Below are 20,590 nucleotides of genomic sequence, written 5' to 3' on the forward strand. Positions count from 1 at the left end.
TGCTCAAGCCGGGGTTGGCGGACAATCGTTCCCGGCGCGGGTGACTGCGGAGCCGTCCAGTTGGCCTACAGGGCGGCCGAAAGACCCGAAGCGGCGGGGCTGGCCTCGCAGCGGTTGCGGCCGTCCTGCTTGGCGCGATAGAGCGCGTCGTCAGCGCGTCCAATCAGGGTCTCGCCCGTATCACGGGATTGTGGGTGCGTGTCCAGGGTGGCAATGCCGGCGCTGACGGTCACGGTCAGTTCGTCCGGTGCGCAGGGCGGAGCGGCCTGGCGTCCGGCTAGGGTGATCGGGGTGCTGGAGATGGCGTCGCGAAGCTTCTCGCCCAGAGTCAACGCGGCGTCAAGGTCGGTATGGGGCGCAATAACAACGAACTCCTCGCCACCGAAGCGCGCAGGGAGGTCGGAGCGCCGCAATACCTTCTGTAGACGCTGGGCGATGGTGGTCAGGATGTAGTCGCCCACGAGGTGCCCGAGGCGGTCATTAATCGGCTTGAATCCGTCGATGTCCAGCATCACCGCCGATAGCGGCTGCTCATAACGGCGCGCACGGGAGACTTCCTCCTCTAGGCGGCGATCCATGTGTCGGCGATTGAATAAGCCGGTCAGTGGGTCGGTAATGGATTCGTGTTCCAGGCGCGTGATGTGCCGAATTTTTTCCACCGAGCTGTGGGTCAGCGCCACCACGGTGCAGACGAAGCAGCCGCCCAGGAGAAAGATCGCGGGGACAAGTAGATCCGGAAGGCGCTGATATAGGCCCCAGTTCAGCGGGATATAGCCGAAGTAGCCCAGCGCAAACACTGGGACTAAGAAGAACATCATCTTCCAGCCGGTCCGGACTCGGCTTTCTGGGAGTTCGCGCAAAAGCAGGGCGAGCTTCCACTGAGCATAAAGGAGGCCCACAGCCCCGAATACGATGGCCGTGTTGGCGACCCAGTTGAGCATCCATGTCCTCCTTGACGAGAGCCTCGCGCGACCTTGTGAACAGTACCACGAGCGTTCGCCGCGTGGGCTTGACCCGGGGCGCAATTTCGCGTTTCACCTTGACCGGGAGCCGTCAGCGGGGCTAACATTCGGCGCTCGCTGTGTAGGCCCTTTAGTGGGGACGGCTCAACGGGGTATAGCGCAGTCTGGTAGCGCGCCTGCTTTGGGAGCAGGATGTCGGGGGTTCGAATCCCTCTACCCCGACCATGGCTCCCGAGCAATGCCCGAACCAAGTGCCATGGCCCTAATGCTCGGCGGTAACGCGCTCGTAGCTCAACCGGATAGAGCATCGGCCTTCTAAGCCGACGGTTGCAGGTTCGAGTCCTGCCGGGCGCGCCATAGCCCGTGCTCCGAACAAGTGCCTGAACAGTGACACGGTGGTGACCGTAGCTCAGTTGGTAGAGTCCCGGATTGTGACTCCGGTTGTCGTGGGTTCGAGTCCCATCGGTCACCCCATCCCCCTTTTCTGTACCGGGGGCCGTTAGCTCAATTGGTAGAGCAGTGGACTCTTAATCCATTGGTTGTAGGTTCGATTCCTACACGGCCCACCATTTTCTATTCGTTAATCCTGCCTTGGTGCCCTGCTTTTGCTGCGGGCGTCTTTCTGCATCGTGCCCCGGTCCCTCCGTGCGTCCCTTCCTTCACCTGCCGTTCATACGTGCGGGCATAAGCTGTTTGCGTGTTTTCGATCAAGACGGTTGTGTCCGTCAGGAGGTTCGAAATGGCAGGCAGAATCCTGATGACGCTGGTGCTGGCGGGTGCGGTGGCTCTTCTGGCGGGCTGCCAGACGATCAGCAACCAGCAGACCGGGGCCCTGATCGGCGGGGCGGCCGGTGGCGCGATTGGTAGCCAGATTGGCGGTGGGCGCGGACGGACTGCGGCGATCATCGCCGGTACGTTGGCCGGCGCTGCGGTCGGTGGCTCGGTCGGGCGCAGCATGGATGATGTCGACCGGATGCGTGTCTCGCGTACGCTGGAGACGGTCCCGGATCGCCAGAGTTCGACCTGGCGTAATCCGAATTCCGGGCATCAGTACCAGGCCACGCCCACCCGGACCTATCGTTCCTCCGGACAGGATTGCCGTGAGTACCAGGTCGAGGCCACGATGGACGGATATCCCGAGACCATCACGGGTACCGCCTGCCGTGATGCGAGTGGACGCTGGGTGAACGTTTGATCAGCGTCTGTTTGAAGACCAAACCTGGCTGCGGTTCTCGTGACGTGGCCACAAAAAAGCCCCGCATTGCGGGGCTTTCTCGTTCCGGGCGGACCCGGAAGGGTGGTGCTATCCGCTGATTAGGACTTGCGGTACATGTCTTCGGTGGTCGGGACGTAGCCAAGATTGTCCTCGCTAATACCCTTGACCTTCGGCTCATTGAGGTCGCTGATGCGGACGCTGTCCTTGGACCGGAGGTAGTCCGCAACGCTGTCCCAGATGTTGGCGCCGGTGCCGCCCGCGGGCTCGCGTTGAACGCTCGCCCAGCCGACCACGACGTATTCCTTGTCGGGGTCGATCTTCTTGCCGTCCAACTCCATCTCGGAGATGCGGTTACCGATCTCGGCCTCGGGCTCGATGGCGTACTTCAGGCCACCCACACGCACCATGTCACCGCCTTGCTGGTAGAACGGGTCGGCGTTGTACAGGTTGTCGGCCACGTCTTCCAGAATGTCCTTGATCTGGGAGCCGGTCATCGCGTTGCGTGTGGTCTCCGGGTAGGTCAGGCCGGTTTGGTCCATGATGTGCTCGAAGGTGATCGGCATGCCCGGCAGCACGGTCGTACCCCAGCGGAAGCCCGGGGAGAATGCGATCTGGGCGTCGTGGACGTCCATCAGGGCATCGCAGATCAGCTGGTCGAAGGTGCCGTTGAAGTTGCCGCGGCGGAACAGCAGGTCCTCGGCAACCGCCAGTTCTTCCGACAGCTTCTCCTCCATGTTGAAGGTCTCGCCGTTGTATCGGACTTCGCTGTTGCGCATGTTGTGGATGTAAGTCGCCATGCCCGGGTCTTCCCGCAGCAGTTCGGAAAACACCGGGACCAGGCGGTATTCCCAGTCCTTGATCTCGCCGTCGCGGAAGTCGAAGTCCAGCACGCCGACGAACTTGGCGTTGGAGCCGGCGTTAGTGACCAGGCAAGTCCCGCCGTCGGGGCGATCCACGGGCAGCGGCTGCGGGACGGCGTCGTGCGTGTGGCCGCCCATAATGGCGTCCAGACCCTCGACCATGCCGGCCATCTTGATGTCCACGTCCATGCCGTTGTGCGACAGAGCGACCACGATCTCGGCGCCCTCGGCACGGGCCGCGGTGACCTGCTCCTGCATGTCGTCCGGACGGATGCCGAAGGACCACTGCTCGACCATCCAGCGCGGGTTGGCAATCGGGGTGTAGGGGAAGGCCTGGCCGATCACGGCGACGTTGACGCCGTTCAGCTCGCGGATCACATAGGGTTTGAAGACGCGATCACCCCAGTCCACATCGCGTACGTTCTGGGCGACGAAGTCGATCCCGGCATTGGCGAAGTCACCATTGACGACCTCTTCGACACGGTCGGCGCCGTAGGTGAACTCCCAGTGGCCGGTCATGATGTCGATGCCCAGCATTTTCTGTGCATCGACCATGTCTTGCGCGTTGGTCCACAGCGCGGAACCGGAACCGCCGCCCCAGGTGTCGCCGCCGTCCAGCAGTAGCGAGTTGGGGCGCGAGTCACGCAGCTTCTTGATCAGGGTCATCAGGTGTGCAAAACCACCCACCCGCCCGTATTGTTCGGCGGCTTCCATGAAGTTCAGATTGGTGAAGGCGTGCGCGTAGATGCTGTCGCGCTCGATATCGTAGTGCTTGAGGAAGTGCTCACTAACGATATGGGGCGGGCGGTTGCGCATATCGGCCACACCGAGATTCACGTTCGGCTCGCGGAAATAGATTGGTTTCAACTGAGCGTGGCAGTCGGTGTAATGCAGCAGATGCACATTCCCGAAGCGATCCAGAGTGTCGTAGGGGTCGCCCGCAGTACCGGCCTTGTTGTTGCTGCAGGCAGCTGTGGCCAGGGGGAAACCAGCGGCGCTGGCGGCGGCCAGCAACTGCATGAATTCTCGACGTGAGATGTGCATGAGGAAGACTACCTCTCTATTCCGGATTGATCGTCGGTGGGTTTGAAGCCGTAATCTTGGCGCTGCTTAAGACGGACCGCCACACGGGAACATTCCCGGGGGCGGGTATTTTTATCTTCTTCCTTCACGCGCCTCGCGTGCGGTCTCGCGGGCCGAATTGCGCTTGTGCTCAATCCGTTGACGGTCGCGCTCGCTGGCGTCCGAGGCATCCATGGCGGCTTCGAACTGGCGTACGGCCTCTTCGTACTGTGCGCGGTGGAAGAAGTATTCGGCCATGGCCTCGCGGCTGATCGCAATATACCCCGCTGCGTCCGCAATGTCGGCTTGCAGGCGCAGGAGCTCGGGATTGGGAGCAGACTCCTGTCGGATCATGTCGGACAGGAGGCGGATCGCGCGGTCGGATTGGTCCAGATCCCGATGAACCCGCGCCAGTTGCTCTCGAATGACCGGGTGGCCGGGGTATACCGTATCCAGATCCTGAAGCCGTTCGAGTGCGTCATTATGTTCGCTCTCCGCGCGAAGCACGGCGATGAAGGCCAGCTCCAGGGTCAGGCTTGGGGCTTCCGAGGTCTCAATGCGTTCCAGTTGTTCGCGGGCTGCGCCGGGGTCGCCGCGTTCCAGAAACGCCACCGCCGCCCCATAGCGTTGAGCTGCGGAGGGCTCGCTCGTCGCGCGGAAACGTTCCAGCGCGCGCCGCGGATCTTTCAGGGCCTTCATGCGCGCCTGCATCCAGCTAAATTCGGGGCCCCGATCACGGGTGTCGCTGGCTGCCATCTGGCTGGCGCGGTTGCGGGCATCGGTGATCCGGTCAAGGGTGACCGGGTGGGTGCGCAGATATTCGGGTACCTGGGTCCCGACACCGCGGGAGAGCTCCTGCAGGCGTTCGAAGAAATCGGCCATGGCGTGAGGGTCGAAGCCGGTACCCTGCAAAATCTGCATCCCTGCACGGTCGGCTTCGGCTTCGTTCGCGCGGGTAAAGTTAATCTGTTGCTGGATGCCGCCGGCGACACCGCCGGTGATGACCGCGGAGCCCAGCGTGGGGTCTACCGCGGAGGCGAGAATGCCGGCGAGGATCGCAAGCCCAGTGGTGAAGTTGATATCGCGTCCGCGCGCGAACATGCGTGCGAGGTGACGTTGGGTGACGTGGGCAATCTCGTGCGCAAGGACGGCTGCCAGTTCCGCCTCGTCGCGGACTTCGAGCATCAGGCCTGCATGCACGCCAATAATGCCGCCGGGCATGGCGAAGGCGTTGACCTGGCTGTTGTCGATCGTCAGGAAATAGAAGGGGCCATCGGCATTGGCTGCATTGGTCAGCAGCTGCCGCCCGAGCGAGTCGACATAGAACACGATCTCGGGATCGGTCACCAACGGGGCGGTACGGCGGACCTCGCGTAACAGCGAACGGCCGAGTTCGCGTTCTTCCGCAGGGGTGAGGACCCCACCGGAGGCCTCACCAAGATCGGGCAGGGAGACTCCGCTACCCTGGGCGGGCCCAGCGCCTACGCTGGCAAAGACCAGGAATGCAGCGAGGAAAAACCAGACAAAGGAGGGCATGCCGCGGGGGCTGGCGGGCGCCAGCCCCCGTCTGCGGACATGCCGAGAGGGGCTCTTACTTGCCAAGCCCCGGAGCCGATGAATACGTGCGCATGCTGTCACGGGTTTCCCACAGCTTTGGCTTGAGCATCGCAGCCGGGATCATGAACTTCTTGCGATCCAGCACCTTGTGGGTGCGGACCTTCTTGATGACGTCTTCGTAGCCCAGCTTGAACAGCAGGCCAACGTCACCGCCCGAGGTCCGGCGCACGATCATGTAGCCGTCCTGCATGTCGTGCACGTAAATGTTGGCCGGGCGCAGCTTGCCATTTTCGTCTTTCAGCGTGACGGCGTAGTGGCCGTCCACTTCGAATTCGCTCTTGTCCACCGGGGTATCCTCCGCGAAGCAATGAAGCTGACATTATGCATCAGCGTTTTCTAAAGCGGGGGCGACCATAGCAGAACTTTTTGCCGTGGGCGACCACCCACCCACCGCTTGTCCGGTTGGAGAAACCCGGATTTGCATTTCCGCTGGGTTTCGCTATGCTCCGCGCCCACTCCTCCGTGAGTCCGTTCAAATTGTGACGCTCGCGCTGAGAGTTCGATTCCCTGTAACGACCCCGGAGCACAGTGTGTACGGATTTAGCGAGATCACCCCGGATGAACTGGAGCAGTGGCGCAACGAAGGCAAGGCGTTTCGCCTGATCGACGTGCGCTCCCCCGGTGAGACCGGGCGCGGCGTGATCCCCGGGGCGGAACTGGTGCCGCTGGTCACTTTGCCGATGCGTAAGGATGAGCTGTCCGGTACCGATATGCCTCTGGTGATTTATTGCCAGAGTGGAGCACGTTCGGCCCAGGCCTGTGCCTTTCTCGCGCAGCAGGGTATTGGGGGCGCGAGCAGTCTTCGTGGTGGCATTGTGGGCTGGGCCCAGACCGGCAAACCGGTGGTAAGTCCAGATTAGAATTCGGTTGTATTCCGATGCCGATTCGCCTATAAGGGGGAATTCGGTTGATTACCGTTCGGTAATGGCTGCAGCGCACGGGGCCCAACCGGACCGCAGTACACGACTGATAAAACGCACTCAAAGGAGAGAAACGATGGCCAACTTTGACCAAGAACTCGATGCTTCCGGCCTGAACTGCCCGCTGCCGATCCTGCGCGCCAAGAAGGCGCTGGCCGCGATGGACGCCGGCCAGGTTCTGCACATCATCGCGACCGACCCGGGCGCCGTGAAGGACTTCCAGGCGTTTTCCAAGCAGACCGGCAACGAGCTGATGGAGCACAAGGAAGAAGGCGGCAAGTTCTACTTCCTGATTAAGAAGGGCTAAGGCGCTTCAAGTGCTTGATTCGGGGCGGCAATTCGCAAGGGTTGCCGCCCCGAATCCTAAATAACGATGGTTGCCATGCGGTAACTGGATTGGTGCCTGGACGAGGTCTAGGCTGGCTGCGCAAGGTTCACAAGAAACCTGCATCGCCAAAAGCGAAGAGGTGTGAGATATGGCGACATACGCTGAGATGCAGCAAATCTTCGACGATATCCGTGGAGATTTTCGCTACGACCACGAGCTCAACGGCTGCCTGAACTGCGGGATTTGCACGGCAACGTGCCCGTCCGCTCAGTTCTACGATTACTCGCCGCGCGAGATCGTCCAGCTGCTCTGGACCGAAAACGTCGAACAGATCTACGACGCGATGCAGGAAAAGATCTGGGCCTGCGCCCAGTGCATGACCTGCGCGGCGCGCTGCCCGTTCAAGAACTCTCCTGGTGGCCTAGTCGCGATTATGCGCGAAGTGGCCATCAAGCACGAGATGCAGTCGGCCAAGGACGTTCTGCGTCCGTTCGGCCGCGTGATGCTCAAGCTGATCACCACGGGTAACCAGCTGTCTCCCGACATGATCCAGCCCGATCACTTCCCCGACTGGGGCCCCAACATCCAGAAGGTGGAAGGCGACCTGCGCATCCTGCGCAAGGCGATTCCGGTGAAGACGCTGCAGACGGTCGAGACCGCCTGGGAGGTGTCCCTGAAGACCTCGGTCGAGATGTACACCATCTGGGAAATGACCGGCGTCTTGAAGTCCCTCGAGCTGATGGACGAGAACCTCTTCGACGTGATCGAAGACTTCATCGACGAGAAGCGCGAGGACTACGAAGACTGGCTCGAGGAGCAGGAAGAGGAAGACGACGAGTAATTCGTCGTCGCCCGAATCCCGCATCCAAGACATCAGGAGAAGCGTTATGAGTGAACAGACCCCAGGCAACCACAACCAGAATGGTGAAGGTGCCGGTGCCGGCACCATGAAGCCCGGCTACCACAACACCGACGGCCAGGGCATTGCCGGTCACGGTTCTTTCTTCCAGTCGACCGATCTGTCGAAGGAAGACGCCGTCAAGGCTACCGACTGGGTGCGTAAGCACGTCGACCGCCGCACCATCGATCTTGGTGATCGCATGGATGACGTCCGCGAGCATATGTACGAGCTCGAGAAAGACGGCCAGATCATCATTCACCGCATCGAGGACCAGCACGAGCCGATCTCGGTGAACACCCTGTTCGGCTGGGAGAAGAAGGTCCCGACCAAGCAGCTGTGGCACCACAAGTCCTGTGGTCAGTGCGGCAACATCCCGGGCTACCCGACTTCGCTGCTGTGGTTCATGAACAAGTTCGGCTTCGAACCGGGCAAGGACTACCTCGACGAGACGGACCAGACGTCCTGCACCGCGTGGAACTACCACGGCTCGGGCATCGGCAACGTCGAGTCGCTGGCGGCGGTGTTCCTGCGCAACTTCCACCAGTCCTATGTCTCCGGCAAGCAGCACGGTCACGAGCTAGGTCACTTCTTCCCGCTGGTGCATTGCGGCACCTCCTTCGGTAACTACAAGGAGATCCGCAAGTATCTGGTCGAATCCGCCGAGCTGCGCGAGAAGGTCACCAAGATCCTCGGCAAGCTAGGGCGCCTGGTCGACGGCAAGCTGGTCATCCCGGAAGAGATCATCCACTACTCCGAGTGGGTACACGTGATGCGTAACCGCATCGCTTCCGAGCTGCAGACCATCGACGTGTCCAACATCCGTACCACCGCTCACGTGGCCTGCCATTACTACAAGATGGTCCACGAAGATGCGGTCTACGATCCGTCCGTTCTCGGTGGCAACCGTACCGCGATCATCACCTCCACCGCCCAGGCGCTGGGTGCCCAGGTGATCGATTACTCGACCTGGTACGACTGCTGCGGCTTCGGCTTCCGTCACATCATCTCCGAGCGCGAGTTCACCCGCTCGTTCACGATGGACCGCAAGATTCGTGTGGCTCGTGAAGAAGCCAACGCCGACGTGATGCTCGCCAATGACACCGGCTGCGTCACGACGATGGACAAGAACCAGTGGATCGGCAAGGCCCACAATCAGAACTTCCAGATTCCGATCATGGCGGAAGTCCAGTTCGCGGCCCTGGCCTGCGGTGCGGACCCGTTCAAGATCGTCCAGCTGCAGTGGCACGCTTCGCCCTGCGAGGACCTGGTCGAGAAGATGGGCATGTCCTGGTCCGAGGCCAAGAAGACCTTCCAGGAGTACCTGAAGGAGGTCGAGGCCGGCAATATCGAATACCTCTACAATCCTGAACTCGCTTACGGGGGCAAGGTCTGATGCAGCAAGATACCGTTCTAGTAGTGGGGGGTGGCCCGTCCGGTCTGGCTGCCGCCGCGAATGTGAACTCCGCCGGTTACAAGGCGGTGGTCGTCGAGAAGGAAGACGTCCTGGGTGGCGCCCCGATCCTGTCGGGCTACGCCAAACTGGTACCGTCCGGCGAGTGGGCGAAGGACGCCATCGGCCGTATGGTCAAGCGTGTCGAAGACGATGCCAACTCCACCGTGCACAAGGGTGCCAAGGTCGAGAAGCTGGAAGGCGAAGCGGGGAACTTCACCGCGACCCTGACCAACGGCGAATCGGTCCAGGCCGGTGCCGTCGTGCTGGCCACGGGCTTTACCCATTTCGATTCCATCAACAAGCCGGAGTGGGGCTTCGGGACCTATGAAGACGTCCTGACCACTACCCAGATGGAACAGATGGTCGCCAGCGGCAAGATCGCCTGCCCGTCCGATGGCCGAGTGCCGGAACGGGTCTGTATCCTGCTATGCGTCGGTTCCCGTGACCGCCAGATCGGTCGCGAATGGTGCTCCAAGATCTGCTGCACCGTTTCCGCGAACCTGGCCATGGAGATCAAGGAGATCTCGCCCGAGACGGATGTGTTCATCTACTACATGGACATCCGTACCTTCGGCCTCTACGAAGACAAGTTCTACTGGAAGTCCCAGGAAGAGTTTAAGACCAAGTTCGTCAAAGCCCGTATCGCGGAAGTCACTGCCTCCGGCGATGGCCGTCTGTTGGTTAAGGGCGAAGACACTCTGGTCAAGCGTCCTATCGTGATTCCGTTCGACATCGTCGTGCATGCCATTGGCATGGACCCGAACGCCGACAACCCTGAGATCTCACAGGTCTTCGGGGTGGGTCTCGAGAAGCACGGCTTCCTGGAGCGCGCCGAGCAGTACACCAACACCTGTGGAACCACCCGCAAGGGCATCTACTCCTGCGGTGCGGCCTACGGTCCCGAAACGATCGACGATTCGATCGCCCAGGGTGCCGCCGCTGGTGGCCGCGCGGTTGCGGATCTGCATGCGCTGGTTCAAAAAGCCGGCTGAGGTCGTCAGCGACGAAGTGGCGTCGGGGCACGCCCCGGAGCCGCTTGAGGTCACCTTTGACAAGGAGATCCTCGCGACGAAGCTTTCCAGTCTGAGAGAGGCCATCGCCGAAGCGGGTGGGGTCGACGGGCTGGAGACCTTTATCGAAGCATTGCGCTCCAAGCACGAGGTGTTTGCGGGAGTGGTGGCCAAAGGCGATGCCATCGAGGCGGAAGATGTCCGAACCCTCGGTGGTCTCGTGTTTTCGGTTCGCCGGAAGCTCACCACCCTGATGGCCGAGCGCCAAGGGGCCTTGGTGGATGGTGTACGGGCGCTGGTTCGGCCGGATGTCGACGTGAATACCCGCCTGGCGGCGTTCGCCGATCTGGCAGCCGACGACAAGAAGTTGCGTCGTGCGATGTGGGATTTCGGAGCCGAAATCCTGCACTTCGCGGACCCGGAGGCAGTGCCGATGGCCTGTCGTTGGGTTTGGGACACGTCGACGACGACCGGTTCATTGCGGGAGTTCATCCGCGGCAATGACACGCTCCGATCCATTCCCATTGGGGAGTCGGTGGGGGCGATCGAAGGGGCGCGTCGGTGGTTTTATGATGCGTTGGCCGAGGAGGGGTTTTACCGGGACTTGCCGTTTGTCACGGATCTGGTCTGGGTGCAGGCCTACTCGGACTATGCCCGGGCCCTGTCGATGAGTCTTGGCATGATCGACAACCAGTTTGGCACCAAGCAGGACCCGCTGGAGCTTGCGGTGAAGATGCTGGGGATTGATTCCCCGGAAGGTCGCCTGAAAGGAACCGATGCGTCGCTGCATTGAATAACGGAACGAACTTGAGCCTGGCTACACAGGTTTTCGGAGAGACGTCATGGCAATACATGAAAAGGCACTGATCGAGGACGAGCGCCTCCAGCAGCACGACGAGCTGGTGGTGGATGGGGTGGATGTGTCCGGTCACTGGAACACGATGATTTCCCCGCGCACCGTCCGCGACTACGACGACGATTTCGAGACGAAGATCCAGGGTTTTGCCGGCGGTGAGAACGTTCACCGTTGCTGGCAGTGCGGGTCTTGCACCAACTCCTGCACGATGTACGCGCAGAATGTTCAGTTCAATCCGCGCTACTGGATCTACCTGACCCGCCTGGGCATGAAGGAAGAGCTGGTCAAGGACAAGGACATCATCTGGCAGTGCGTGTCCTGCAACAAGTGCACCAATATCTGCCCGAAGGATGTGAAGCCTGAGGGCGTGATGAAGGCACTCGCGCACTGGATGGAAGAGGAAGGGATCACCGAAAAGGCCCCGTCCACGCACTTCGACGAAGAGTTCGCCGATCAGATCTACAAGACCGGCCGCATTGAAGACGGCAAGGTCATGCAGAATTTCTTCAAGAAGACCGGTCAGCCGCTGGTTCAGGAATGGCTGAAGGTATTCATCTTCCGCATGATGAAGCACCTGCCGGTGAAGCATCTGATGGCAATGGGCTTCAATACGATTCATACGCCGCGTACCAAGTCCTGGGGTAAGACCGGGGATGTGCTGAAGAATTACGTGCGCGAACAGAAGGAGGCCGCTCATGGCTAAGGTTGCTTACTATCCGGGTTGCGCACTTGAAGGGTCCGGTGGTCCGTACGACCGCTCGACCCGCGTACTGGTCAAGGCGCTTGGGCTTGAGATGGAAAACCTGCGCGACTACAACTGCTGCGGCGCGATGGAGGTGAAGAACATCCATCCGATGCTGCAGACCTATCTCTCCGCCCGAAACATGGCGATTGCCTCCGAGCAGATGGGCATGGATACCGTGATGGCGCCGTGTAACGGCTGTTACCACAACCTGAAGAAGGCCGAGTTCGAAACCGCCACCTCTGAAGACGCGATGAACACCGTCCAGGATCTGGCGCGCAAGTCGGACGATCCGGTCTACAGCGGTGACGTGCGCACGCTGCATCTGCTCGAGTGGTTGATGGAAGAGCTGGGTCCCGAAGGGATCAAGCAGAAGATGACCAAGAGCCTGAACGGCATCAAGGTCGCCAACTACTACGGCTGTATGTACACGCGTCCGCGCCAGATCTTCCCCGAGAAGGACAATGGCCCGGGCTCCGAGTCCAGCTATCAGCCGCACTTCATGGATGACCTTCTGGGTGCCGCCGGCGCCGTGAATGTCGAGTATCCGTTGAAGACGTCCTGCTGTGGCGGTGCGCATACGCTGTCCGATTCCGATACCTCGACCCAGCTGGTGCTGAACCTGCTGCAGTCGGCCGAGGATTCCGGTGCGGAAGTGATTGCCACCGAATGCCCGACCTGCCACTCTGGCCTGGAGATGCACCAGGTTCGTGCCGAGACCGAATTCGGGATCAAGACGGACGTGAAGGTGCTGTACTTCACCCAGCTGCTTGGGTTGGCCATGGGTCTGTCCCCGCGCAAGCTGGGCATTCACGAGAATGTGAGTGACTCGATTGGTCTGCTGAAGGAGAAGGGGGTCATCTGATCCCCGGACCCATGCCCAGCATGGCCCATTGATGAGTTCAGAAGACGGGCGCGAGGCGCCCGTTTTTTGTGGAGGCAAGGGTCCGCTCGGTCCCGGGAACGAGGCGAAACATGGATTGCAACGGTTGCGAGTTTCACCCTGAGCTGTTCTACGACGACGAGTTCCAGATCTGGCTGCGCCGTGAGGACGACGACACCCTAACCGTGGGGATGACCGATTTATCGCAGACCATCGCGGGGAAGATCATCCACGTGCGGGTGCGGCGACCAGGTACCCGCCGACCACCCGGCAAGCCGGTCGCGACGATCGAGAGCGGCAAGTGGGCCGGCCCGATCCCCAACTTCATTGACTGCAAGATTGTGGAGGGGAACGAAGAGGTGCTGGAGAACCCGGTGCTTCTGAATTCCGATCCCTACAATGCCTGGATCGCCCGGGTCGAGCCCACCAACGGTATCGAGTCCGCGCTTGAGGCGTTTGTGACCGGCGACAAGGCGGAAGAGGGCTACTGCAAACGGGCCAAGGATGACGACATCCAGTGCCAGCGCAAGCTGCGGTGAGCGATTGTATGGGCGACTCCAACGACGATTACTACCTGGATAACGACGAGCAGACGGTCGTGATCATCATGACCTCCGGCCCGTCCACGCCGGGACGCTGTGCCACGCCGTTCTATTTGGGCGCGGTGATGGCATCGATGGATGTGGATGTCTACATCTTCTTCACCATGGAGGGCGTGCGCCTGATGGAGAAGGGTGTGGCGGACGATTTGCGTGCCATGGAGGATGGCAAGCTGATCAAGGATTTTATCCAGGACGCAAAACGCGCAGGTGTGCGGCTGCACGTTTGCCAGCCCGCTTTGCCGGGGTATAGAATCGATGCGTCTTCGGATCTCATCGACGAAGTCGATGCAGTCAATCGGGCAAGCGAGCTCGCTGACCTGATACTACGCAGTGACAAAACGATAACGTTTTAATTTCCCGCTTTATTTGATTATTCCTGGAGGAAGACATGGGTGCAGTACGGGGTTGTGATATTCCGGAAGATCTGATGTACAACGTTGAAAACAACGTTTGGGTGCGCAAGGAAAGCGACGGTACTGCCACCGTTGGCCTGACTTCCTACGCTTGTTCGCTCGCGGGCACGATCGTGTCCTACACCCCGAAGAAGGTTGGCAAGACGGTCAAGAAGGACAAGTCCTGCACCACTGTCGAATCCGGCAAGTGGGTGGGTCCGGCGAAGACCCCGGTCACCGGGGAAGTCACCGAGACCAACGACAAGGTCGCGGCCAATCCGGGCCTGATTAATGAAGATCCCTACGGCGAAGGCTGGCTGATCAAGCTGAAGCCGGAAGACTGGGACGGCGAAGCCGGCGATCTGAAGGCCGGCTCCGATGCCATGTCGGCCTTCGAAGCGAAGATGGAAGCGGACGGTTTCGGCGGCTGCTGATACCCGTTGCTGCAAGGGCCGCCGCCTTGTCGAGGTGGGCGGCCCCTTTTTTTCGGCAATACCCGAGTAAAACCTTCAAGAAATCTGCCGACCCCGGAGAACGCCCATGTCGAGCTGGAATGATGTAATCCAGCGGGTAGAGCCCCTCGAGGACGTCCCTGTCGATCCGTCGCTGGTTGATGACCTCCAGCACAGCCTGCGAAACCCGACGGATCCGGGTTCGGTGCACTTTTACACCCCGACCTTCAAGTCCTATCAGTCCAGCGAATTGGCCGATTGTGGCAAGAGCGCCTGGCCAGCGATGTCGATTACCGGTGGCGACTGCAAATTGGCCTGCGATCACTGCAAGGCGAAGATCCTAGAGCCGATGATTGCCGTGCGCACCCCGGACGATCTCTGGCGACAGGTGAACAGCGTCATCGAGTCGGGCGCCCAGGGCATGTTGTTGACGGGTGGCTCGAACCACAGGAACGAGGTGGAGTACGACCCCTACTACTCCACCATTCGTCGAATCAAGGACGAGTTTCCGGAGTTCCGTATCGCAATGCACACCGCCCTGGTGGATGACAACATCGCGTTGTCCATGGAGCAGGCCGGGATCGATGCGGCGATGATGGATGTGATCGGAGCCCAGGACACCATCACGCAGGTGTACCACCTGCGCCGGAGTGTCGATGACTTCGAGCAGACCCTCGAGAGTCTCGTGAACACCAACATGAAGGTGGTGCCGCACATCGTTATCGGTCTGCACTACGGGAAGTTGCTGGGCGAGTGGAACGCGCTGGAGATGCTGGCGCGGCACTTGCCCGATGCCGTGGTTCTGGTGGTGGTCATGCCGTTCTATGCGCCGGCCAGTCGTCCGTTCGAAACCCCGGACGTGCACGCAGTGGGACGCTTCTTCCACGATGCGCGCGAGCGGCTCGGCGACACCTCGCTGTTGTTGGGCTGTGCGCGTCCGCCGGGTCAGGCCAAGAGTCAGATCGACAGCTACGCCGTGATGGCCGGGTTGTCCGGTATCGCGCACCCGGCCGAGGGGGTCGTAGAGCTGGCGGCCCGGCTAGGCAAGAAGGTTCGTGTGACCCCGGCCTGCTGCTCTATCGCGGTCGGCGACGAAGTGATGGCCGAGGATGCCGGCGTTGGCAGTGGCGTCGAACTGGATCTGGACACCATCGTGGCGGAAGAGGCCCGGCGGCGCGAGCAGGAGCGCAAGGCGCGCCAGGGCCTCGGTGGGATCCGGATCGTCACCGAAGGGGGTGAGGTTGCGGCGGGAGGTGGTTGTCATGCCTGAGCGCGATCAAGCGACCCTGCGCGTCCTGGATACCGGGCTGCGTCCGGCTGCCGAGAACATGGCCTTCAATCGTTCCCTGCTGGAGTGTCATCAGGAGGGGGTGTCGCCGCATACCCTGCGTTTCCTTCAGTTCCAGCCCTGCGCATTGGTGGGTTTCCACCAGAACGTGGATCAGGAGATCAACACCGAGTATTGCAAAGAGAACGGGATCGCGATCCAGCGCCGCATTACCGGCGGCGGCGCGATCTATTTCGATGCTACGCAGCTCGGCTGGGAACTGTACCTGGACAGGCGCTTCCTCGGCACGGCGGAGATGGGCCAAATCGCCTCGCGCATCTGCAACGCGGCGGCCGCGGGCATGCGATCGCTGGGCGTGGACGCGCAATTCCGCCCGCGTAACGACATCGAGGTCGATGGCCGCAAGATATCCGGTACCGGTGGCGCCTTCGATGGCGAGTCGATCATGTATCAGGGAACGCTGCTGATCGAATTCGATGTCGAGGACATGCTGCGCATCCTGCGCATTCCGGCCGAGAAGCTCTCCAACAAGGCAATCGAGTCCGCGCGGGACCGGGTCGTCAACCTGGCGACGCTGTTGGAAGACATGCCGGCCCTGGATGTGGTGAAGGACGCCATCGCACGCGCCTTCGCGGAGGAATTCGGTGTGCGCACCGAGGCCGCCGACCTGTTGCCGGAAGAGCGGCGCGCCTTCGATGAAGCCCTGGCGGAGATCGATACCGAGGAATGGGTGTACCAGCGCAACCGTCCGGCGACCGATGCCCCGATGCTCGAAAGTATCTACAAGTCGGACGGTGGCCTGATGCGGGTTGGTGTAGCGCTGGACCCCGAGCGTCGGCGCATCAAGCAGCTGTGGATTACCGGCGATGTTTTCGTGAAGCCGGCCCGCACGATTGCCGATCTGGAAGCGGCCATGCGCGATACGCCACAAGCCGAGATGGAAGACCGCGTGCGGGCGTTTTTCGCCGAGCGGGACGTCGAGATGCTGCAGCTGACCGCAGACGATTTTGTCGCGGCGATCCAGTCGGCCCTGGCGCAGGCCGAGGTCGAGCAGGCGGCGCAATAATGATTCGTGACAGGAACCTTTACTGATGCTGCCCGCTTCTGTCGACGTGCTGGTTGTGGGGCTGGGTCCGGGCGGCGCATCCGCTGCGCGGGTCTGCGCGGAGGCGGGCCTCTCTGTGCTCGCGGTCGAGCGCAACAAAGCCTTCGGCGAGCCAGTACAGTGTGCCGAATTCATCCCCAATCCGATGGGCGCCTATGCACGGCCCGACGGAGTCTTGCTGCAACGCATCGATTCGATGCAGAGCTTCCTGCCGTCCGGGGCGGTAGAACATTCGGATTTCCCGGGTTTGATGGTCGACCGCGGCGAGTTTGACCGTGCCATCATTCGCGCCGCCGAGGCCAACGGGGCGCAACTGGTCACCTCTACTCCGCTGGTTTCCGTGGATGCTGAAAAGCACATGGCCTGGGTGAAGCATGCGGGCCGTGAACACGAGGTGGCGTATCGCGTGTTGATCGCGGCCGATGGTCCTCATTCCCCGGTGGCCGAGTCGCTGGGCCTGCCGGCGCTGCCGGTGGTCCAGACGCGGCAATACACCGTGCCCCTGAAACAGTCCTACACCGCGACCGACGTCTGGTTGTCGGACGACTACCCAGGCGGCTACGCTTGGCTGTTTCCCAAGGGGGAGTGGGCCAATCTGGGGCTAGGTGCAGACAAGGACATTGCGGGCGACCTGAAGGCTCCCCTGGAATCGCTGCACGCCCAGTTGGTGGAGCAGGGACTGCTGGGCGAGGAGATCCGCTACCGTACCGGGGGCGCGATCCCGGTGGGCGGTTTGAGGGATTCCCTGGTGGCCGGCGACGTCCTGTTCGTGGGCGATGCGGCGGGCCTGACGCACCCCATCACCGGTGCGGGTATTGCCGCGGCGGTTGTCTCGGGCGAGGCGGCGGGTGAGGCTGCGATCGCTCATCTGGAAGGAGACGACGAGGCCTTTCCCGACTACGACGAAGAGATGCGCGACCAGTATGGCCCGGCCCTGGAACGGGCCTGCGAGCGCCGCGCCTTTCTCAACGAACACTGGCGAACCCCGCGGGCGCAGGAAGATGCCACTCAGCGCCGTGGATGGATTGCATTTTCCGAGTATTTCAACGATGGTGACCGGGCCGCGTAGGCGGCCACGGTCGACGGATGCCCGGCATCCCCGAGACAACGCTGGAGGAATTTTCATGAGTGCAAGCGCAGAAGAGATGGTCGCGCCGATCAACTTTTATCGGCCGGACTATCACATCAAGACCCCGGACATGCGTTCGCCGGAGTACGTGCAGATGTCCACCGCCGCCGCGATCACGTTGGGTCTGGTACCGGGGACCATGCATCGCACCTCCTGCACGCACTGCCTGAACCTCCTGGTTACGTATCCGGAAGGCTGCCGTGCGAACTGCTCCTACTGCGGGTTGGCGCGTCATCGCGAGGAATCGCGTGACTACGCCGACCGCAATTTCATCCGTGTGGATTGGCCCACAGCCAAGTACGACGAGGTGATCGAGCGCGTGAAGAACCACGCCGATGCCGGCCAGTTCGAACGCATGTGCATCTCCATGATCACGCACCCGAATTCCGATGCCGACACCGTCGAGCTTCTGGAGCGCTGGGTCGCCGAGGTCAACCACATCCCGGTGTCGATCCTGTCCAACCCGACCACCATGAGCTACGAAGACCTCCAGCTCCTGCGCGACAAGGGTGCCGATATCTTCACCGTCGCGCTGGACGCGGTCACCCCGGAGATCTTCGAGCGCACCCGTGGCAAGGCGGTCGAAAGTCCGCATAGCTGGGACAAGTACTGGCAGTCCATCGAGTGGGCCGCCGAGATCTTCGGTCCCGAGAAGTTTGGCGCGCACCTGATCTGCGGCATGGGCGAGACCGAGGAAGAGATCCTGCAGGTCTGCCAGCGCATTCGTGATCTGGGCGGCCACAACCACATGTTCGCCTTCTTCCCGGAAGAAGGCTCGCTGATGGAAGACTGGAATCCGGTCCCGCGGGACCAGTGGCGCCGCGTGCAGCTGGGCCGCTTCGTGATCGACTACGCCGGGGGGCGTATCGACGACATGAAGTTCAACGCGGATGGCCAGGTGGTGGACTTCGGTCTGCCGAAGTCGGAAGTCGAGGAGCTGATCGCCTCCGGCAAGCCGTTCCAGACCTCCGGCTGCCCGGGCAAGTCGGACGAGGAGGTCTCGGCCTGTAACCGCCCCTATGGCGATTCTAGCCCGACCGATATCCTCTCCTTCCCGTTCGCACTGAATTCGACCGATGTCGGGTTCGTCAAACGGCAAATGGCCGGGGAGGATGTCGGCACCTTCGACTTCGACGCCGACGAGGCGGAAGACGAGAAGACAGCCTGAAATTAATAGTGGTAGTATCGCGAAAGCCCCGGCACCCCCGGGGCTTTCGTATGTCAGGGGGTCAATAAGGCGTTTTGAATATTCAGGTTTCGAGCAGGGTTTTTACGGTCATTCGCCCGAGTGTCCGTGAGCACGCCTGCCGAAAAGACTCGCGACACGGTCGGTCACTGTGACGCGGGTAGTGGGGACACCGCACAAACCGGACCGGCGGCATATACAAGGGGGCCGCACGTAACCGGGGTGTCCGCATATCACAACAAGAAGACCACCAAAGGAGATACAACATGGAAGCACGCATCATTCGCCGCAGCCTGGTGACGGCCGCGGTCGGCCTGGCGATGGGTTCCGCTGGCGTCGCGCAAGCCACCAACGGCTATTTCGCGCACGGCTATGGCACCAAGGCAAAGGGTATGGGAGGCGTCGGTATGGCGATCTCCCAGGACGCCTACGCACCGGGCATCAACCCCGCTGGCATCGCCGGCATGGAAACTCGATTTGACGCATCTGTCGCCTATTTCCGCCCCGAGCGTTCGTACGAGGTTTCGGGGATGCCTTCCGGCCAGCCGGGTACGTTTGGCCTGGCACCGGGGAAAGTCGACAGCGGTAGCGAAGACTTCTTTGTCCCTTCGCTAGGGTTTGTCCAGCAGATTGATGAGAACCGTTCATGGGGTATCGCCCTGCTTGGGAACGGAGGCATGAATACGGATTATCCGGCGTTCTCGAATGAGGTTTGCCAGATGGACCCGAATACTCCATCCAACACGGGTCCATTCTGTGATGGTTCTGCGGGGATTAACCTTGAGCAGATCGCCATCATCCCGACTTACGCGCAAAAATTTGCGGATGGAAGGGTCAGCGTTGGGTTTAGCCCGATCATTAGCTACCAGCGTTTCAGCGCTGAGGGCATTAGTACCTTTGGAGGGATGAGCGACGATCCTGAAAACCTTAGCAGTGGACGTACGGATTCCAGCTGGGGTTATGGCGCGCAGATCGGATTTCAAGCGGAGCTCGCAGAGGGCGCGCGTGTCGGGGCGAGTTATCGCTCCAAGATCCGTGCTGGAGACTTCGACGAGTACGCAGGGTTATTCGCCAATGGTGGGGAATTTGATATCCCGTCTACCTACGGACTCGGCTTTTCTTTGGATGTCACACCGAACGTCACATTGTCGGCCGATTACCAGAAGATTCGGTATTCGGAGATTGACGCGGTCTCTAATTCGAATACGGCCGGTATGCTAGGTGCCGATGGCGGTGCAGGCTTCGGCTGGGATGATGTGAATATCTTCAAGTTCGGCGCTCAGATTGACGGCGGTAATGGCTGGGTTTGGAGAGTGGGCTATAACCGCGGCGAGAATCCGATCAGCTCGAATGAAGTGACCCTGAATATCTTGGCGCCTGCCGTGATGACTGATCACTTTACAGCCGGATTCACCCGGGAGTTCGGGCAGCACGAGATCAACTTCGCTGCCATGTATGCACCGAGGCAGAGCGTATCTGGCCCGAATGCTTTCGATCCCGGCCAAGATGTTGAGATCGAGATGCGTCAGTACGAGCTCGAGATCGGGTACGCGTACCGCTTCTGATGGGGTGGCCCGGGGCGGTCGGTTGACCGCTACAGGCTTCGGAGTCGTGCGCCACGGATGG

The 20,590-nt window shown here is 61.1% G+C and carries 21 protein-coding genes and 4 tRNA genes; 21 read left to right on the top strand and 4 right to left on the bottom strand.

Features of this window, described 5'->3' with window-relative positions:
- Nucleotides 1-65: 65 nt before the first annotated feature.
- Nucleotides 66-941 carry a GGDEF domain-containing protein gene (locus F462_RS09325; protein ID WP_038053582.1) on the bottom strand — a complete coding sequence of 292 codons (876 nt, stop codon included), beginning with the start codon at nucleotides 939-941 and terminating at the stop codon, nucleotides 66-68.
- 169 nt (nucleotides 942-1,110) lie between these two features.
- Here F462_RS09325 and F462_RS09330 point away from each other — a divergent pair.
- From F462_RS09330 to F462_RS09350, 5 genes are all read left to right on the top strand, one after another.
- Nucleotides 1,111-1,187: transfer RNA gene (locus F462_RS09330), tRNA-Pro, on the top strand.
- Between the two features lie 55 nt (nucleotides 1,188-1,242).
- Nucleotides 1,243-1,319 (top strand) — tRNA-Arg (locus F462_RS09335).
- A 41-nt stretch (nucleotides 1,320-1,360) separates the two neighbouring features.
- Nucleotides 1,361-1,436: transfer RNA gene (locus tag F462_RS09340), tRNA-His, on the top strand.
- 19 nt (nucleotides 1,437-1,455) lie between these two features.
- A tRNA-Lys gene (locus tag F462_RS09345) sits at nucleotides 1,456-1,531 on the top strand.
- 170 nt (nucleotides 1,532-1,701) lie between these two features.
- Nucleotides 1,702-2,157 carry an RT0821/Lpp0805 family surface protein gene (locus tag F462_RS09350; RefSeq protein WP_038053584.1) on the top strand — a complete coding sequence of 152 codons (456 nt, stop codon included), beginning with the start codon at nucleotides 1,702-1,704 and terminating at the stop codon, nucleotides 2,155-2,157.
- 119 nt (nucleotides 2,158-2,276) lie between these two features.
- Here F462_RS09350 and soxB read toward each other — a convergent pair whose 3' ends face one another.
- The 3 genes from soxB to F462_RS09365 all read right to left on the bottom strand — a co-directional run bounded on the left by soxB (nucleotide 2,277) and on the right by F462_RS09365 (nucleotide 6,003).
- The gene (gene soxB, locus F462_RS09355) at nucleotides 2,277-4,082 is read right to left on the bottom strand and encodes a thiosulfohydrolase SoxB (RefSeq protein ID WP_018874467.1); all 1,806 of its coding nucleotides are present in this window, start codon (nucleotides 4,080-4,082) and stop codon (nucleotides 2,277-2,279) included.
- 111 nt (nucleotides 4,083-4,193) lie between these two features.
- Nucleotides 4,194-5,636: a M48 family metalloprotease gene (locus F462_RS09360; protein ID WP_038053585.1), complete on the bottom strand. Its 1,443-nt coding sequence runs from the start codon at nucleotides 5,634-5,636 to the stop codon at nucleotides 4,194-4,196.
- A gap of 55 nt (nucleotides 5,637-5,691) precedes the next feature.
- Nucleotides 5,692-6,003: a hypothetical protein gene (locus tag F462_RS09365; RefSeq protein WP_018140289.1), complete on the bottom strand. Its 312-nt coding sequence runs from the start codon at nucleotides 6,001-6,003 to the stop codon at nucleotides 5,692-5,694.
- A 244-nt stretch (nucleotides 6,004-6,247) separates the two neighbouring features.
- Between F462_RS09365 and F462_RS09370 the strand changes: the two genes are divergently transcribed.
- The 16 genes from F462_RS09370 (at nucleotide 6,248) to F462_RS09445 (ending at nucleotide 20,529) form a co-directional block, all read left to right on the top strand.
- Nucleotides 6,248-6,577, top strand: a complete 330-nt coding sequence (locus F462_RS09370) for a rhodanese-like domain-containing protein (protein WP_038053586.1) — start codon at nucleotides 6,248-6,250, stop codon at nucleotides 6,575-6,577.
- Nucleotides 6,578-6,713: 136 nt separating this feature from the next.
- Complete coding sequence (locus F462_RS09375) at nucleotides 6,714-6,944, top strand: sulfurtransferase TusA family protein (protein ID WP_018144009.1); 231 nt, start codon at nucleotides 6,714-6,716, stop codon at nucleotides 6,942-6,944.
- A 187-nt stretch (nucleotides 6,945-7,131) separates the two neighbouring features.
- Nucleotides 7,132-7,806 (top strand): 4Fe-4S dicluster domain-containing protein, encoded by a 675-nt coding sequence (locus F462_RS09380; RefSeq protein ID WP_017941141.1) that lies wholly within the window; start codon nucleotides 7,132-7,134, stop codon nucleotides 7,804-7,806.
- Nucleotides 7,807-7,852: 46 nt separating this feature from the next.
- Nucleotides 7,853-9,259, top strand: coding sequence for a heterodisulfide reductase-related iron-sulfur binding cluster (locus F462_RS09385; RefSeq protein ID WP_018140286.1), 1,407 nt, complete (start codon nucleotides 7,853-7,855; stop codon nucleotides 9,257-9,259).
- Nucleotides 9,260-9,282: 23 nt separating this feature from the next.
- Nucleotides 9,283-10,311: an FAD-dependent oxidoreductase gene (locus F462_RS09390; RefSeq protein ID WP_038054936.1), complete on the top strand. Its 1,029-nt coding sequence runs from the start codon at nucleotides 9,283-9,285 to the stop codon at nucleotides 10,309-10,311.
- Nucleotides 10,250-11,122, top strand: coding sequence for a hypothetical protein (locus F462_RS09395; RefSeq protein ID WP_208854134.1), 873 nt, complete (start codon nucleotides 10,250-10,252; stop codon nucleotides 11,120-11,122). The genes F462_RS09390 and F462_RS09395 overlap by 62 nt, the downstream gene beginning before the upstream one ends.
- Before the next feature lie 49 nt (nucleotides 11,123-11,171).
- Nucleotides 11,172-11,888: a 4Fe-4S dicluster domain-containing protein gene (locus tag F462_RS09400; protein WP_018140283.1), complete on the top strand. Its 717-nt coding sequence runs from the start codon at nucleotides 11,172-11,174 to the stop codon at nucleotides 11,886-11,888.
- A complete protein-coding gene (locus F462_RS09405) occupies nucleotides 11,881-12,792 on the top strand; it encodes a CoB--CoM heterodisulfide reductase iron-sulfur subunit B family protein (protein ID WP_018140282.1) in 912 nt (303 codons plus the stop codon). Before F462_RS09400 ends, F462_RS09405 begins: the two co-directional genes overlap by 8 nt.
- Before the next feature lie 110 nt (nucleotides 12,793-12,902).
- Entirely contained in the window at nucleotides 12,903-13,349 is a 447-nt protein-coding gene (locus F462_RS09410; RefSeq protein ID WP_018140281.1) for a biotin/lipoyl attachment domain-containing protein, read from the top strand.
- 8 nt (nucleotides 13,350-13,357) lie between these two features.
- The gene (locus F462_RS09415) at nucleotides 13,358-13,765 is read left to right on the top strand and encodes a DsrE family protein (RefSeq protein ID WP_018140280.1); all 408 of its coding nucleotides are present in this window, start codon (nucleotides 13,358-13,360) and stop codon (nucleotides 13,763-13,765) included.
- Between the two features lie 35 nt (nucleotides 13,766-13,800).
- Nucleotides 13,801-14,238, top strand: a complete 438-nt coding sequence (locus F462_RS09420; protein ID WP_081911391.1) for a glycine cleavage system protein H — start codon at nucleotides 13,801-13,803, stop codon at nucleotides 14,236-14,238.
- Nucleotides 14,239-14,344: 106 nt separating this feature from the next.
- Nucleotides 14,345-15,526 carry a radical SAM protein gene (locus F462_RS09425; protein ID WP_038053587.1) on the top strand — a complete coding sequence of 394 codons (1,182 nt, stop codon included), beginning with the start codon at nucleotides 14,345-14,347 and terminating at the stop codon, nucleotides 15,524-15,526.
- On the top strand, nucleotides 15,519-16,610 hold the full coding sequence (locus tag F462_RS09430; RefSeq protein WP_038053589.1) for a lipoate--protein ligase family protein: 1,092 nt from the start codon (nucleotides 15,519-15,521) through the stop codon (nucleotides 16,608-16,610). The genes F462_RS09425 and F462_RS09430 overlap by 8 nt, the downstream gene beginning before the upstream one ends.
- 25 nt (nucleotides 16,611-16,635) lie before the next feature.
- Complete coding sequence (locus tag F462_RS09435) at nucleotides 16,636-17,718, top strand: geranylgeranyl reductase family protein (protein ID WP_038053591.1); 1,083 nt, start codon at nucleotides 16,636-16,638, stop codon at nucleotides 17,716-17,718.
- A 55-nt stretch (nucleotides 17,719-17,773) separates the two neighbouring features.
- On the top strand, nucleotides 17,774-18,946 hold the full coding sequence (locus tag F462_RS09440) for a radical SAM protein (RefSeq protein WP_038053593.1): 1,173 nt from the start codon (nucleotides 17,774-17,776) through the stop codon (nucleotides 18,944-18,946).
- Between the two features lie 284 nt (nucleotides 18,947-19,230).
- Nucleotides 19,231-20,529 carry an OmpP1/FadL family transporter gene (locus F462_RS09445; protein ID WP_018140274.1) on the top strand — a complete coding sequence of 433 codons (1,299 nt, stop codon included), beginning with the start codon at nucleotides 19,231-19,233 and terminating at the stop codon, nucleotides 20,527-20,529.
- Nucleotides 20,530-20,590: the final 61 nt, after the last annotated feature.

Source organism: Thioalkalivibrio sp. ALJ1 (genome assembly GCF_000745395.1).
GTDB lineage: Bacteria > Pseudomonadota > Gammaproteobacteria > Ectothiorhodospirales > Ectothiorhodospiraceae > Thioalkalivibrio.